The organism is Clostridium sp. (assembly GCF_040797585.1).
Classification (GTDB): domain Bacteria; phylum Bacillota; class Clostridia; order Clostridiales; family Clostridiaceae; genus Clostridium_Z.
This window is the reverse complement of record NZ_JBFNEO010000056.1, coordinates 1-14,979: the sequence shown is the minus strand read 5'-3', so window position 1 is coordinate 14,979 and position 14,979 is coordinate 1. Positions and strand designations below refer to the sequence as shown.

Below are 14,979 nucleotides of genomic sequence, written 5' to 3'. Positions count from 1 at the left end.
AACGTGCGGTTTGCTTCTTTCAAATTTTTCCTTTGCCATTTCTTATTCCTCCTTATATTAGAAAACATTTTTTATTTTCACTTATTATTTATTCTTAATTATTTTTTAGATAACTGCTCTTGAATACTCTTTGGAACTTCTTCAAAGTGATCAAATACCATTGAATAAACACCTCTACCTTGAGTCTTTGATCTTAAGGTAGTCGCATATCCAAACATTTCAGATAGTGGAACGAATGCTCTAATAACTTGAGCACCACTAACAGCTTCCATACCTTCTATTCTACCTCTTCTTGAGTTTACGTCTCCTATTACATCTCCCATGTACTCTTCCGGAACTGTAATTTCAACTTTTTCAACTGGCTCAAGTAATACTGGGTCAGCCTTAGCCATAGCATTTTTAAATGCCATCGATCCAGCAATTTTGAATGCCATTTCTGATGAGTCAACTTCATGGTATGATCCATGTACAAGTCTAATCTTAAAGTTAATAGTCTCGTAACCAGCAATTATACCATTCTTAGAAGCTTCTCTTATACCATTATCAATTGGAGCAATATATTCTTTAGGAATAGCTCCTCCAACAACAGCATTTTCAAATACATAATCACCTTCAATTGGTTCCATTTCGATTACGCAGTGACCATATTGTCCTTTACCACCTGATTGCTTAGCATATTTAGCTTCAGCTTTAACAGCTTTTCTAATTGTTTCTTTATAAGCAACTTGTGGAGCTCCAACGTTACATTCAACTTTGAATTCTCTTGTTAATCTATCTACGATAATATCTAAGTGTAACTCACCCATACCGGCGATGATTGTTTGGCCTGTTTCTTGATTAGTATAAGTTTTGAATGTTGGATCTTCTTCAGCAAGTTTTGCTAAAGCGATTCCTAATTTTTCTTGACCAGCTTTTGTCTTTGGTTCAATAGCTACAGATATAACTGGCTCTGGGAACTCCATTGATTCAAGAATTATTGGTTTATCTTCTGAACATAAAGTATCACCTGTAGTAGTTCCTTTAAGTCCAATAACTGCTCCAATTTCACCTGCTTCTAACTCTTCTACTTCTTCTCTATGGTTAGCATGCATCTTAACAAGTCTTCCAATTCTTTCTTTCTTACCCTTAGTTGAGTTAAGTACATAAGTACCACCTTTCATTATACCTGAGTAAACTCTTGTAAATGCAAGTTTCCCTACAAATGGGTCAGTAGCAATTTTAAATGCTAAAGCAGACATTGGAGCTTCATCTGATGCTTCTCTTGAATCTTCTTCTCCATCTAATGTAGTACCATTAACAGCAGGGATATCTAATGGAGATGGTAAATAAGCAACAACGCCATTTATCATTTCTTGAACCCCTTTGTTTTTATATGATGATCCACATATACATGGAACTATTTCATTTGCTATAGTAGCTTTTCTTAAAGCAACATGTAATTCCTCTTCAGTGATTTCTTCACCTTCAAGGTATTTTTCCATTAAAGTCTCATCAGTTTCTGCTATAGCTTCTACCATAGCCATTCTATACTCTTCAGCCTTATCAGCTAATTCTGCAGGAATTTCTTCAATTCTTACATCTGTTCCTAAATCATCATAAGTTATGATAGCATGATTAGCTATTAAGTCTATCATTCCCTTAAAGTTCTCTTCTGCACCTACAGGAATTTGTATTGGTACTGCATTAGCTTTTAATCTATCTCTTACAGTCTTAATACATCTAAAGAAATCAGCACCTGTAGCATCCATTTTATTAACATAAATCATTCTTGGAACACCATACTTGTCTGCCTGTCTCCAAACAGTTTCAGTTTGTGGTTCAACTCCACTCTTTGCGTCAAGTACTGTAACAGTTCCATCTAGTACTCTTAATGATCTCTCAACTTCAACTGTGAAATCTACGTGTCCAGGAGTATCTATAATATTTAATTCATGATCCTTCCAAAAACATGTTGTTGCAGCAGAAGTAATTGTTATACCTCTTTCTTGTTCTTGAACCATCCAGTCCATTTGAGATGCACCTTCATGAGTTTCTCCTATCTTATGAGTTTTACCAGTATAAAATAAAATACGCTCTGTTGTTGTAGTTTTACCTGCATCTATGTGAGCCATAATTCCGAAATTACGGAATTTCTCTAAAGGGTATTTTCTAGCCATTCCTATTTCCTCCTCTTAACGAGTAATTTTAAATTCGACAAAACTGTTTTGGCCTTAGCCAAAACAGTTTTTGTATTAGTATCTGTAATGAGCAAAAGCCTTATTTGCTTCAGCCATTTTATGAGTATCTTCTCTCTTCTTAACTGCAGCTCCTGTGTTGTTTGAAGCATCGATTAACTCATTAGCTAATCTTTCTCTCATATACTTCTCGCCTCTTTTTTCACAAGCTAGCAACATCCATCTAATACCTAATGTTTGTCTTCTCTCTGGTCTAACCTCGATAGGTACTTGATATGTAGCTCCACCTATTCTTCTAGCTTTAACCTCAAGTAATGGCATTATATTGTTCATAGCTGCCTCAAAAACCTCTAGAGGTTCTTTTCCAGTTTTCTCACGAATGATATCGAAAGCATCATAGCATATTTTTTGTGCTACACCCTTTTTTCCATCTTCCATAACACTGTTTATTAATTTAGTAACAACTTTTGAATTGTACATTGGATCTGGTAATACATCTCTTTTTGCAATAAATCCTTTTCTTGGCACTTTTCTTCCCTCCTTAACATTGTAAAATTAACTCATAGGTACTCGATATCTCTACCGCAAAGTGCTCTGCTCTTATAATCTATGTAAATCTATATAAATTCGAAGGCATAGCACTCTTTAATTAAGACCTATTTCTGTTTTGGTCTCTTAGCACCGTATTTAGATCTTGATTGTAATCTGTTTGCTACTCCAGCAGAGTCTAAAGCTCCTCTAACTATGTGGTATCTGCAACCTGGAAGGTCTTTTACTCTTCCTCCTCTTATAAGAACAACGCTGTGCTCTTGTAGGTTGTGTCCTTCACCTGGAATATAAGCAGTTACTTCGTATCCATTTGTAAGTCTAACTCTGGCTACTTTTCTTAACGCTGAGTTCGGCTTCTTAGGAGTACTTGTTTTAACTACAGTACATACTCCTCTTTTTTGTGGACACTCTTTTAATGCTGGTGCTGTAGATTTTGAAGCTAATGTCATTCTACCTTTTCTTACTAATTGGTTTATAGTTGGCATTATTTCACCTCCTTAAAATAATTACTAATGCTTATCTATTCACACAATAATATTATGATAGATATTCTATAATAAATTAGTCATTAGCAAGCCTTAAATTATGAGTGCAGTTGCAGCTGAAACATCAATTCCGCATAATACACCTAGCTCTTTCATAGTATCAATTTCTATAATCTCTAGGGATCTGTCTGCTGCTAATTTAAGTATAGGTTCTAGTAGTTTGCTATCTGCATCTTTTGCAACATACAGCTTACAACCTAAATTGTTCTTTAAGGCTTTAGCTGTTTGTTTTACTCCAACAACCTTTTCCCCAACAAGCCTAGTCACCATACTAACCCCCCTCATAATTCTAATTCATAAAGTGATAAAATACTATTTTATCAATCACATACAAAATGTATTTTATCACTTTATATAATTCATGTCAATAGAACTAACTCTATGATTAAGCGTTAATTTCTACCTCTGTAACTGGCTGATTTTCACAGATTTCAATTCCTCTATATCTATTCATGCCAGTTCCAGCAGGAATTAACTTACCTATAATTACATTTTCCTTTAATCCTACAAGCGGATCTATCTTTCCTTTGATAGCTGCATCTGTAAGAACTCTTGTAGTCTCTTGGAATGACGCTGCTGATAAGAACGAATCAGTTGCAAGTGCTGCTTTAGTTATTCCTAATAGTGCAATCTTGCCCTCAGCCGGTTTTCCACCTTCTGCTAAAGCTCTTTCATTTGCTTCTTCAAAATCAAATATATCCATCATTGTTCCTGGTAGTAAATCAGTATCACCAGATTCTTCTACCTTTATTTTTCTAGTCATTTGTCTTATAACTACTTCAAGGTGCTTATCGTTTATATCAACACCTTGTAATCTATAAACTTTCTGAACCTCAGATAAAAGATAGTTTTTAACACCCTTAACACCCTTAATTCTAATGATGTCATGTGGATTTACTGATCCTTCAGTAATTTCATCTCCAGCATCTATTATATCTCCATTAATTACTTTAATTCTTGAACCAAATGGTATTTCGTAGGTAAATTCTTCACCGGAGTTACTTGTTACTATAACAGTTCTCTTTTTCTTAGTTTCTTCCATTCTTACTGTACCTGCACAGTCACTTACTATAGCAAGCCCCTTTGGTTTTCTGGCTTCAAATAGTTCCTCAACCCTTGGAAGACCCTGAGTAATATCTGCTCCAACAACTCCACCTGTATGGAATGTTCTCATTGTAAGCTGAGTTCCTGGCTCTCCTATAGATTGAGCCGCTATAATACCAACAGCCTCACCTATATCGATCTTTTGCGCTGTTGCCATGTTCATACCATAGCATTTAGCACATACCCCTATTTTAGAGTTACAAGTAAATACAGATCTTATTTTAACTTTCTTAACTCCAGCTTTTTCAACTTTTTCTGCCATAGCAGCATTCATATATTCATCACATTTAACTAGGACTTCTCCTGTTTCTGGATGAACTATATCATGAGCACTATATCTTCCAGAAAGTCTTTCACTTAGTGCTTCAATTACTTCATTTCCTTCTTTGATTTCACTAACTTCATAACCTTCTTTAGTTCCACAGTCCTCTTGTCTAACTATAACATCTTGGCTAACATCAACAAGTCTTCTTGTTAAGTATCCAGAGTCCGCTGTTTTAAGAGCTGTATCAGCATTTCCTTTTCTAGCTCCGTGAGTAGATATGAAATATTCTAATACTTCAAGTCCTTCTCTGAATGAAGCTCTAATTGGAAGCTCAATGATTTTACCTGATGGACTAGCCATAAGTCCTCTCATACCTGCTAACTGTTTAATCTGGCTCTTAGATCCTCTGGCTCCCGAATCAGCCATCATGTTTATCGGATTAAACTTATCTAAGCTATCCATAAGAGCGTCAGCTACTTCTTCAGTTGTTTTTGTCCACTTGTCTATAACTTTTTCATATCTTTCATCTTCAGATATGAATCCTCTTCTATACATCTTTTCTATCTTATCAATAGTATTATCAGCATCAGCAAGTAATTCTTTCTTAATTTCTGGAACCTCCATGTCAGAAACAGCTACTGTTACAGCTCCAATAGTAGAGAAATGATATCCTTTTGCTTTTATATTATCAAGCATCTTAGATGTTTCAGATGGACCATATAATGTATAACACTTATCTATTATATTCCCCAAATTTTTCTTACTTACTAAGAAATCTATCTCTAATTTGAATTCATTATCAGGTATAGTTCTGTCTACAAAACCTAGGTTTTGAGGTATTGATTCATTAAATATCAGCTTTCCTAATGTAGTATCAATAATACCAAAAAACTTTTCTCCATTAATAATTTTGGATACTTTAACTTTAATAGCTGCATGTATATCTATATCTTTAGCTTCATAAGCCATCATTACTTCTTCTGGTGACGAGAACATTCTTCCTTCACCCTTAGCTCCTTCTTTATCTAATGTTAAGTAGTAAGAGCCAAGAACCATATCTTGAGTAGGTACACAAACTGGTTTACCATCAGAAGCTTTCATAATATTGTGCGCTGCAAGCATTAAAAATCTAGCTTCTGCTTGTGCTTCTACTGATAAAGGAACGTGTACTGCCATTTGGTCTCCATCAAAGTCAGCATTATACGCTGTACATACAAGTGGATGTAGTTTTATAGCTCTTCCTTCTACAAGTATTGGTTGGAAGGCTTGAATTCCCAATCTATGAAGTGTAGGAGCACGATTAAGTAATACTGGATGATCTTGAATAACTTCTTCAAGGACATCCCATACTTGAGGCTGAACTCTTTCAACCATTCTCTTTGCACTCTTAATGTTGTGTGCAACTCCACTTTCAGTTAATTTTTTCATAACAAATGGCTTAAATAATTCTAATGCCATTTCTTTTGGAAGTCCACATTGATACATCTTAAGTTCAGGTCCTACAACGATAACTGAACGTCCAGAGTAGTCAACACGCTTACCAAGTAAGTTTTGTCTAAATCTTCCTTGCTTTCCTTTAAGCATATCTGATAAAGATTTTAATGGTCTATTTCCTGGACCTGTTACTGGTCTACCTCTTCTTCCATTATCAATTAGTGAATCTACTGCTTCTTGAAGCATTCTTTTCTCATTTCTAACGATAATATCAGGTGCTTGTAAATCAAGTAACTTTTTAAGTCTATTATTTCTATTTATAACTCTTCTGTATAAATCATTTAAGTCAGATGTAGCAAATCTTCCACCATCTAATTGTACCATTGGTCTTAAATCTGGTGGTATAACAGGTATTACATCTATAATCATCCACTCTGGTTTATTAGTTGATTTTCTAAATGACTCTACCACATCAAGTCTTCTAATAGTTCTTATTTTCTTTTGTCCTGTACTTGTTTTAAAATCTTCTTTAAGTTCTGCAGAAAGCTTATCTAAATCTATATCTTGTAATAAAACTTTTACAGATTCTGCACCCATTCCTGCCACAAAGCCATCATACCCATATTTATCTACGGCTTCTCTATAGTCTTTTTCTGTTAATATTTGCTTTTTATCAAGTGGCGTATCTTTTGGATCTAACACTACATAAGCAGCAAAATAAAGTACTTTTTCTAAAGAACGTGGTGACATATCAAGGATTAATCCCATACGAGATGGGATTCCTTTAAAATACCAAATGTGAGATACAGGGGCAGCAAGCTCTATATGCCCCATTCTTTCACGCCTTACTTTAGATTTTGTAACTTCAACTCCACATCTGTCACACACTATACCTTTGTATCTAACTCTTTTGTATTTACCGCAATGACATTCCCAGTCTTTCATTGGCCCAAATATTCTCTCGCAGAACAGACCATCTCTTTCCGGTTTTAATGTTCTATAGTTGATTGTTTCAGGTTTCTTTACTTCCCCTCTAGACCACTCTCTGATCTGTTCTGGTGAAGCTAGCCCTATTTGTATTGCATCAAAATTATTTAATTCAAACAAGGGTACATCCTCCCTTCAATTTAATGTTCATCATTAAAATCATCTAAAACTAAATCACTGTCTAGGTCAGATTCTAAATCAATATCTAAATCTGAATCTAGGTCTGGCTCTAATTCATCATCAAAATCATCTAACTTAACGTCTTCAAAGTCTGAATCCTCTTCCGCATCTGATGAATCAGTATCAATTGGCTCAATATATTCTTTTACAGGTTCTTTTGTAAATGAATCCTCTTTACCTTCTATGTTTACCTCTAAGTCTTCAACTTCATCATCAACAGATTCTTTAAGTCTAATTTCCTCATGATTCTCATCTAAAAGCTTAATATCTAAGCATAATGCTTGAAGTTCTTTAATAAGTACCTTAAATGATTCTGGAACTCCTGGCTCAGGTATATTTTCGCCTTTTACAATAGCCTCATAAGTTTTAACTCTACCTACAACATCATCTGACTTAACAGTTAGAATTTCCTGAAGTGTATGAGCTGATCCATAAGCTTCAAGGGCCCAAACTTCCATCTCACCAAATCTTTGTCCTCCAAATTGAGCTTTACCACCCAATGGTTGTTGAGTAACTAATGAGTATGGTCCTGTAGATCTAGCATGTATCTTATCATCAACTAAGTGGTGCAGCTTTAATATATACATGTATCCTACTGTAACCCTATTATCGAATGCTTCTCCTGTTCTTCCATCATAAAGTACAGTTTTACCATCCCTATTATATCCTGCTTTTTCTAAGCAATCTTGAATTTCTGTATCTAAAGCGCCATCAAATACTGGAGTAGCTATATGCCATCCAAGTTCACTAGCAGCCCATCCTAAATGAACCTCAAGTACCTGACCTATATTCATACGTGATGGAACTCCTAGTGGATTTAAACATATCTGAAGTGGTCTTCCATCAGGTAAGAATGGCATATCTTCTAATGGTAATACTCTAGATATAACACCTTTATTACCGTGTCTTCCTGCCATCTTATCTCCAACAGATATTTTTCTTTTTTGAGCTATATAACATCTTACTAATTGATTAACACCCGGTGGAAGTTCATCAGCATTTTCTTTTGTAAATACTTTTACATCTACAATTATACCAGCTTCTCCATGAGGAACTCTTAGTGAAGTATCTCTTACTTCTCTTGCCTTCTCTCCGAATATAGCTCTTAATAATCTTTCTTCTGCTGTTAGTTCAGTCTCGCCCTTAGGAGTAACTTTACCTACTAAAATATCTCCTGATCTTACTTCTGCACCTATTCTTATTATCCCACGCTCATCTATATCTTTTAGAGCATCCTCACCTACGTTTGGTATGTCTCTTGTAATTTCTTCTGGTCCTAGTTTAGTATCTCTAGCTTCTGACTCATATTCTTCAATGTGAACTGAAGTAAAGATATCATCTCTTACTAGTTCCTCAGATATAAGCATAGCATCCTCATAGTTATAACCTTCCCAAGTTATAAATCCAATTCTAATGTTTTTACCTAATGCAATCTCACCTAAATCCGTAGATGGACCATCAGCTAAAACTGTATTTATATCAACTTTTTCTCCTTTATCAACTATAGGACGTTGATTTATACAAGTACCGGAGTTAGATCTCTTGAATTTTAATAGGTTATATACATCTGTACCACCATCTATATCTCTTTTTATTCTTATTTCATTTCCACTAACATAAGATACAACCCCTGCATTCTTAGCCTTAGGTAATACTCCTGAGTCTACTGCAGCTTTATATTCTATACCAGTACCAACTACTGGTGCTTGTGTTTTTAGAAGTGGAACTGCTTGACGTTGCATGTTTGATCCCATCAGTGCACGAGTAGCATCGTCATTCTCTAAGAAAGGTATCATTGCTGTAGCAACGGATACAATCTGTCTTGGAGATATATCAATTAGGTCTACTTGCTCTCTTGGTACTATTATAACTTCTGATTTTTCTCTAACAGTAACCTTTTTATCTATGAAGCTTCCATCTTCAGATAATGGCTCACTAGCTTGTGCTACAAGATAATTATCCTCTTCATCAGCAGTTATATATATAATCTTATCTGTAGCTTTACCTGTTTCCTTGTCAACAACTCTATATGGAGTCTGCATAAATCCATATTCATTAACCTTAGCATATGTAGCTAATGAGTTAATTAACCCTATGTTAGGACCTTCAGGTGTCTCTATAGGACACATTCTTCCATAGTGAGAATAGTGAACGTCTCTTACTTCAAATCCAGCTCTTTCTCTTGATAATCCTCCTGGTCCTAATGCAGATAATCTTCTTTTGTGTGTTAACTCAGATAGTGGATTTGTTTGATCCATGAATTGTGATAGCTGTGAGCTTCCAAAGAACTCTTTTATAGCTGCCACAACAGGTCTTATATTTATTAATGCCTGTGGAGTAATTATTTCTTGATCTTGAACAGTCATTCTTTCTTTGACTACTCTTTCCATTCTTGATAAACCAATTCTGAATTGGTTTTGTAATAATTCACCTACAGATCTTAATCTTCTATTTCCTAAATGGTCTATATCATCTACATATCCTATTCCGTACGGTAATCCCAACTCATAGCTTAATGTAGCATATATGTCGTCTCTAATTATATGTTTTGGAACCAACTTGTTTACGCTAGCCTTTATTTGCTCTTTAATTTCATCTTCATTATGATATGTTTCTAATATCGCTTTTAATGTAGGATAGTGAACATACTCTTTAATGTTTAATTCAGAAATATCAAAGCTTACATGCTTAGATAAATCAACAAAGTTATTTCCTATAACTCTTATAACTCTATCATCAACTTGAATGTCTACAGAGTTTATACCTAAGTTTTGTATTTCTGCAGCTAATTCTCTGCTTATCTTATTTCCCTTTTCAACTATAATCTCACCTGTAGAAGGATTAATTATATTTTCAGCAGCTGTCTGATTAGTAATTCTCCATTTAACAGCTAACTTCTTATTAAATTTGTATCTACCTACTTTTGACAAATCATATCTTTTGGCATCAAAGAATAAGGACTCTATTAATGAAATGGCACTATCCACAGTTGGTGGCTCACCAGGTCTTAGCCTCTTATAAATCTCTAGTAATGCATCATTCTTTTCTTTTGTGTTATCTTTTTCTAAGGATGCCTTAAGCCTTTCTTCTTCTCCAAAAACCTCAAGAATTTCAGCATCACTTCCATAGTTTAGCATTACCCTCATAAGTACTGTGATAGGTAACTTCCTTGTCTTGTCTATTCTTACATAAATTACATCATTAGAGTCAGTCTCGTATTCTAACCAAGCTCCTCTATTTGGTATAACTGTTGAAGAAAATAATTTTTTACCAGTCTTATCAACAGTATAATTATAATATACTCCTGGAGATCTAACTAACTGGCTTACTATAACTCTTTCAGCTCCGTTAATAACAAAGGTACCTTGATCAGTCATTATTGGGAAATCACCCATAAAAACTTCTTGTTCCTTTATTTCTCCTGTTTCATTATTTTGTAACCTAACTTTCACCTTTAATGGTGCTGCATAAGTAGTATCTCTTTCTTTGCACTGCTCAACAGAATACTTAATGTTCTCCATATCCAATTTATAGTTGACAAATTCTAAAGATAAGTTGCCAGTATAATCTTGTATAGGATTAATATCATCAAATACCTCGTGCAATCCTTCAGCTAAAAACCAATCGTATGAATCAATTTGAACTTCGATTAAGTTTGGCATTTCAGCCGTATCTTTTACTTTGGAAAAACTCATTCTTTCCCTTTTACCAACTTTTACAGGATGTACCATATAATTTTCACCCCTTGTATAAACTAAAATAACCCAAGACACACTTTCCCCTAGGACTTTGTGTTTCGGACTTACACTTATTCATCATGCAATTCTATCCAATTTGTAGAAAAATATTCACATAATTATAATTCTATATAAATATACGAAGAACTTTTTCCTTAAATATGAATATACACATGACTTGATTAACTTTATTCGCATTGAATTATATTATCATTATTTTTATTTAATGTCAATATATAATAAACTTATTTATTAAGTTGTCTTTATTTCTTTTGTTACAAAAATGGAGTACTTAATTTAAGTACTCCACAATGTAAATCCATTGACTTACTATTTTACTTCTACAGTAGCTCCAACTTCTTCAAGTTTAGCTTTCATGCTTTCAGCGTCTTCTTTGCTTACGCCTTCTTTAATTGTTTTAGGAGCTCCATCAACTATATCTTTAGCTTCTTTTAATCCTAATCCAGTTAATTCTCTAACAACTTTTATAACTTTTATTTTTCCTGCTCCAGCATTAGTTAATACTATGTCGAACTCAGTTTTTTCTTCAGCTGCTGCTCCAGCAACTGCTCCACCTGCAACTGCTACTGGTGCTGCTGCACTCACTCCAAATTCTTCTTCACAAGCCTTAACTAACTCGTTTAAATCTAAAACACTCATATCTTTTATAGCTTGAATTATCTCTTCTCTTGTCATTTTAAAATGCACCTCCGAAATTTTTAAATTATATTTTTTATTTTCTCTACGTTTTTTAAATTCTTACTTAGACTAATTATTCTGCTGCTTCTTGACCTTTTTTCTCAGCTATAGCATTTAATAAATATGCTAAGTTTGAAAGTGGAGCCTTGAAGCTTCCAAGTAGTTTTGCAACAAGTACATCTCTTGATGGAATTGATGCGATCTCTTTAATTTGAGCTTCACCAAATAACTCACCTTGGATTACTCCTGCTTTTAATTGAAGTTTTTTATGAGTTTTTGCAAAGTCATTTAAAACTCTAGCTGGTGATGTTGGATCATCATATCCTAAAGCTATTGAAACTGGTCCTTGAAGATATTGATCTAATCCTTCAATTCCTAATTCCTTAGCAGCTAATGTAACTAGTGTATTTTTATATACTCTATATTCAACACCTGCTTCTCTTAGCGCTTTTCTTAATTGTGTATCTTCTTCAACATTTAGTCCTTGATACTCACTAAGAACAACTCCTTGAGCTTTTTCTAACTTTTCCTTTATTTCAGCAACTTTTGCTTCTTTTAAAGATCTATTTTTACTTTGCACTGTGTATCCACCTCCTTACAGCTTTCACTGTATATTAAAAAATTAAGGTCTCTCCGCAGACACGAAGAGACCAATAAAATCATTTATTAGCATCCTCGGCAGGTATTTAGTTACGCTTTTCAGCACCTACTGTCTACGGAATATATTCAACTTTTGTATTATAACACATTAAAAAATTTAATGCAATACTAATCTAACACTTTTGTTGGATTAATTTTAACCCCTGGTCCCATAGTTGATGCTACAGTAACAGATTTAATATATTGTCCTTTTGCAGCAGCTGGTTTAGCCTTAACAATAGCATCCATTAAAGTATGGAAGTTATCCATTAACTTTTCAGATCCGAAAGATTTCTTACCAACGCCTACGTGAACTATAGCTGTTTTATCTACTCTGTATTCAACTTTACCAGCTTTAATATCATTTAGAGCTTTTGCTACATCAAATGTAACAGTACCTGATTTAGGGTTTGGCATTAAACCTTTAGGTCCTAATACTCTACCTAGTCTTCCAACTACGCCCATCATATCTGGAGTAGCTACAACTACGTCAAACTCAAACCAGTTCTCTTTTTGGATTTTATCTACTAGTTCTTCTGCTCCAACGAAATCAGCTCCAGCAGCTTCTGCTTCTTTTGCTTTATCTCCTTTAGCGAAAACTAATACTCTAACAGTTTTACCTGTTCCATGAGGAAGTACTACTGCTCCTCTTACTTGTTGATCTGCATGTCTTGGGTCAACACCAAGTCTTACGTGAACTTCGATTGTTTCATCGAATTTAGCTTTTGATGTTTTTATTGCAAGTTCCATAGATTCTGCTGGTGTGTATAGAGCATTCTTGTCTATTAACTTAGCACTTTCTATGTAATTCTTTCCCATTTTAGCCATTTTGCATCCTCCTTTGTGGTATTAACGGTTTTTGCCTCCCACCGAATTAATTGAAATTACTCTTCGATTACTATTCCCATGCTTCTAGCTGTTCCAGCTATCATGTTCATAGCAGCCTCTAATGATGCAGCATTTAAGTCTGGCATCTTTAATTCAGCTATCTCTTTAACTTTAGCTGCTGAAACTGTTGCAACCTTAGTTCTGTTTGGAACGCCTGATCCACTCTCTATTCCAGCTGCTTTCTTTAATAATACTGCTGCTGGTGGAGTTTTTAGTATAAAACTAAATGATCTGTCTTGGTAAACTGTAATTACAACTGGTATTATCATACCTGGTTGATCCGCAGTTTTTGCGTTGAACTCCTTACAGAATCCCATAATATTTACACCGTGTTGACCAAGTGCAGGTCCTACTGGTGGTGCTGGTGTTGCCTTTCCTGCAGGAAGTTGAAGTTTTATCATTCCTGTTATTTTCTTAGCCATGAGTTTACACCTCCTATATTGTGGTAATCGGACTTTTATAAGTCCTCCCACTTAAATAGAATTTAGTCTTTTAGACATCATTCTACTAAGTCTTAAAGTTTTTGTATTTGATTAAAATCAAGCTCAACAGAGGTTTCTCTGCCAAACATGTTAACTAATCCTTTAATTTTATGTTTTTCTATAGATATTTCAGTAATTGCGACAACAAAGTCTTCAAATGGTCCTGATACAACCTTCACTTGTTCTCCAACTTCAACATCTACAGTAACTTGTTTTTCAACTATTCCCATATTGTGAATTTCATCGTCTGTTAAAGGCACCGGTTTTGATCCAGGACCTACGAACCCAGTAACTCCTCTAGTATTTCTAACAATATACCAAGAGTCATCAGTCATAACCATCTTAACCATCACATATCCTGGGAATACTTTTCTTAATGTAACTTTTTCTTTGCCATCCTTGATTTCCACTTGCTCTTCCATAGGCACTTGAATATCATGAACGAATTCTTCAAGATTTCTATTTTCAATAGCTTTTTCAAGATTAGCCTTAACTTTATTCTCATATCCAGAATATGTATGAACTACATACCACCTAGCTTTTTCTTCTGCCATAGTTACAGGGGCCATAATTCTATCGTCCCCTTACCTCCCTTTTAAATTATTTAAAAATCAAATTAAAAAGGTTTTTAAAACCAGCATCTAACAAACCTACAATTATTACATAAAGAAAACAAAAGCATATTACCGCCATAAGAGCTTTTTTAAGCTCTTCTTTTGTAGGCCATGTTACTCTTTTAAATTCCGCTTTTAAGTCGATAAAAAACTGTACTATCTTCATTCGTTTTTTAGGGTTAATTACTTTACCCTCAACTTTTTCAGCCATAATTTTCACATCCCCAAAATATTTCAAGTTCTAAAAGAACTATTTTGTTTCTTTATGAAGTGTATGTTTGTGGCAGAATCTGCAGTATTTTTGCATTTCGATTCTGTCTGGATTATTCTTTTTATTTTTCATTGTGTTGTAGTTTCTTTGTTTACATTCAGTACATGCTAAAGTTATTTTAACTCTCACAATCTACACCTCCTAGTTTATGCGTATTTAATCTTATTTATAAAACCAATAATTTCTTCTCTTGATAATATATCGTTAACTGCAATTGCTACTTAAACAACTTATCACAAGTTAACACTTATGTCAATTGCAAATAATTCCTCGCACCCATTATACTATAAAATCATTAAAGATATCTTATTGTGTTTTCTTTTAAAAGGACTAGGTTTAGAACCCAGTCCTATTTAAAATCTTAATTATTCGATTATAGAAGTTACAACTCCTGATCCTACTGTTCTTCCA

Annotated in this window: 13 protein-coding genes and 1 other annotated feature; all 13 genes read right to left on the bottom strand. The window is 34.3% G+C overall.

Features of this window, described 5'->3' with window-relative positions; all coding sequences use genetic code 11:
- Positions 1 to 98: 98 nt before the first annotated feature.
- The 13 genes from fusA to rpmG all read right to left on the bottom strand — a co-directional run bounded on the left by fusA (position 99) and on the right by rpmG (position 14,697).
- Positions 99 to 2,156: an elongation factor G gene (gene fusA, locus AB2369_RS05595; RefSeq protein WP_367665490.1), complete on the bottom strand. Its 2,058-nt coding sequence runs from the start codon at positions 2,154 to 2,156 to the stop codon at positions 99 to 101.
- A gap of 75 nt (positions 2,157 to 2,231) precedes the next feature.
- Positions 2,232 to 2,702, bottom strand: coding sequence for a 30S ribosomal protein S7 (gene rpsG / locus AB2369_RS05590; RefSeq protein WP_035135028.1), 471 nt, complete (start codon positions 2,700 to 2,702; stop codon positions 2,232 to 2,234).
- A gap of 128 nt (positions 2,703 to 2,830) precedes the next feature.
- Positions 2,831 to 3,208: a 30S ribosomal protein S12 gene (rpsL, locus tag AB2369_RS05585; protein WP_035135030.1), complete on the bottom strand. Its 378-nt coding sequence runs from the start codon at positions 3,206 to 3,208 to the stop codon at positions 2,831 to 2,833.
- A 93-nt stretch (positions 3,209 to 3,301) separates the two neighbouring features.
- Positions 3,302 to 3,538 (bottom strand): ribosomal L7Ae/L30e/S12e/Gadd45 family protein, encoded by a 237-nt coding sequence (locus tag AB2369_RS05580; protein ID WP_150842120.1) that lies wholly within the window; start codon positions 3,536 to 3,538, stop codon positions 3,302 to 3,304.
- A gap of 115 nt (positions 3,539 to 3,653) precedes the next feature.
- Positions 3,654 to 7,178, bottom strand: a complete 3,525-nt coding sequence (gene rpoC, locus AB2369_RS05575) for a DNA-directed RNA polymerase subunit beta' (protein WP_346929502.1) — start codon at positions 7,176 to 7,178, stop codon at positions 3,654 to 3,656.
- A 20-nt stretch (positions 7,179 to 7,198) separates the two neighbouring features.
- The gene (rpoB, locus tag AB2369_RS05570; RefSeq protein WP_367665491.1) at positions 7,199 to 10,969 is read right to left on the bottom strand and encodes a DNA-directed RNA polymerase subunit beta; all 3,771 of its coding nucleotides are present in this window, start codon (positions 10,967 to 10,969) and stop codon (positions 7,199 to 7,201) included.
- Between the two features lie 336 nt (positions 10,970 to 11,305).
- Complete coding sequence (gene rplL, locus AB2369_RS05565; RefSeq protein ID WP_343828205.1) at positions 11,306 to 11,671, bottom strand: 50S ribosomal protein L7/L12; 366 nt, start codon at positions 11,669 to 11,671, stop codon at positions 11,306 to 11,308.
- 76 nt (positions 11,672 to 11,747) lie between these two features.
- The gene (gene rplJ / locus AB2369_RS05560) at positions 11,748 to 12,254 is read right to left on the bottom strand and encodes a 50S ribosomal protein L10 (protein ID WP_367665489.1); all 507 of its coding nucleotides are present in this window, start codon (positions 12,252 to 12,254) and stop codon (positions 11,748 to 11,750) included.
- Between the two features lie 31 nt (positions 12,255 to 12,285).
- Positions 12,286 to 12,411: a sequence feature (ribosomal protein L10 leader region), on the bottom strand.
- A gap of 31 nt (positions 12,412 to 12,442) precedes the next feature.
- On the bottom strand, positions 12,443 to 13,132 hold the full coding sequence (gene rplA, locus AB2369_RS05555; protein WP_343828210.1) for a 50S ribosomal protein L1: 690 nt from the start codon (positions 13,130 to 13,132) through the stop codon (positions 12,443 to 12,445).
- Between the two features lie 65 nt (positions 13,133 to 13,197).
- Positions 13,198 to 13,623, bottom strand: a complete 426-nt coding sequence (gene rplK, locus AB2369_RS05550; protein ID WP_343828208.1) for a 50S ribosomal protein L11 — start codon at positions 13,621 to 13,623, stop codon at positions 13,198 to 13,200.
- Positions 13,624 to 13,715: 92 nt separating this feature from the next.
- Positions 13,716 to 14,237: a transcription termination/antitermination protein NusG gene (gene nusG / locus AB2369_RS05545; protein WP_343828211.1), complete on the bottom strand. Its 522-nt coding sequence runs from the start codon at positions 14,235 to 14,237 to the stop codon at positions 13,716 to 13,718.
- Between the two features lie 46 nt (positions 14,238 to 14,283).
- The gene (gene secE, locus AB2369_RS05540; RefSeq protein ID WP_343828212.1) at positions 14,284 to 14,463 is read right to left on the bottom strand and encodes a preprotein translocase subunit SecE; all 180 of its coding nucleotides are present in this window, start codon (positions 14,461 to 14,463) and stop codon (positions 14,284 to 14,286) included.
- Between the two features lie 84 nt (positions 14,464 to 14,547).
- Complete coding sequence (rpmG, locus tag AB2369_RS05535; RefSeq protein ID WP_035135045.1) at positions 14,548 to 14,697, bottom strand: 50S ribosomal protein L33; 150 nt, start codon at positions 14,695 to 14,697, stop codon at positions 14,548 to 14,550.
- Between the last annotated feature and the right edge of the window lie 282 nt (positions 14,698 to 14,979).

Coding starts and splice junctions, on each gene's coding strand:
- fusA (WP_367665490.1), bottom strand. CDS start 2,156: ATGGCTAGAAAATACCCTTTAGAGAAATTCCGTAATTTCGGAATTATG.
- rpsL (WP_035135030.1), bottom strand. CDS start 3,208: ATGCCAACTATAAACCAATTAGTAAGAAAAGGTAGAATGACATTAGCT.
- AB2369_RS05580 (WP_150842120.1), bottom strand. CDS start 3,538: ATGGTGACTAGGCTTGTTGGGGAAAAGGTTGTTGGAGTAAAACAAACA.
- rpoB (WP_367665491.1), bottom strand. CDS start 10,969: ATGGTACATCCTGTAAAAGTTGGTAAAAGGGAAAGAATGAGTTTTTCC.
- rplL (WP_343828205.1), bottom strand. CDS start 11,671: ATGACAAGAGAAGAGATAATTCAAGCTATAAAAGATATGAGTGTTTTA.
- rplA (WP_343828210.1), bottom strand. CDS start 13,132: ATGGGAAAGAATTACATAGAAAGTGCTAAGTTAATAGACAAGAATGCT.
- rplK (WP_343828208.1), bottom strand. CDS start 13,623: ATGGCTAAGAAAATAACAGGAATGATAAAACTTCAACTTCCTGCAGGA.
- nusG (WP_343828211.1), bottom strand. CDS start 14,237: ATGGCAGAAGAAAAAGCTAGGTGGTATGTAGTTCATACATATTCTGGA.
- secE (WP_343828212.1), bottom strand. CDS start 14,463: ATGAAGATAGTACAGTTTTTTATCGACTTAAAAGCGGAATTTAAAAGA.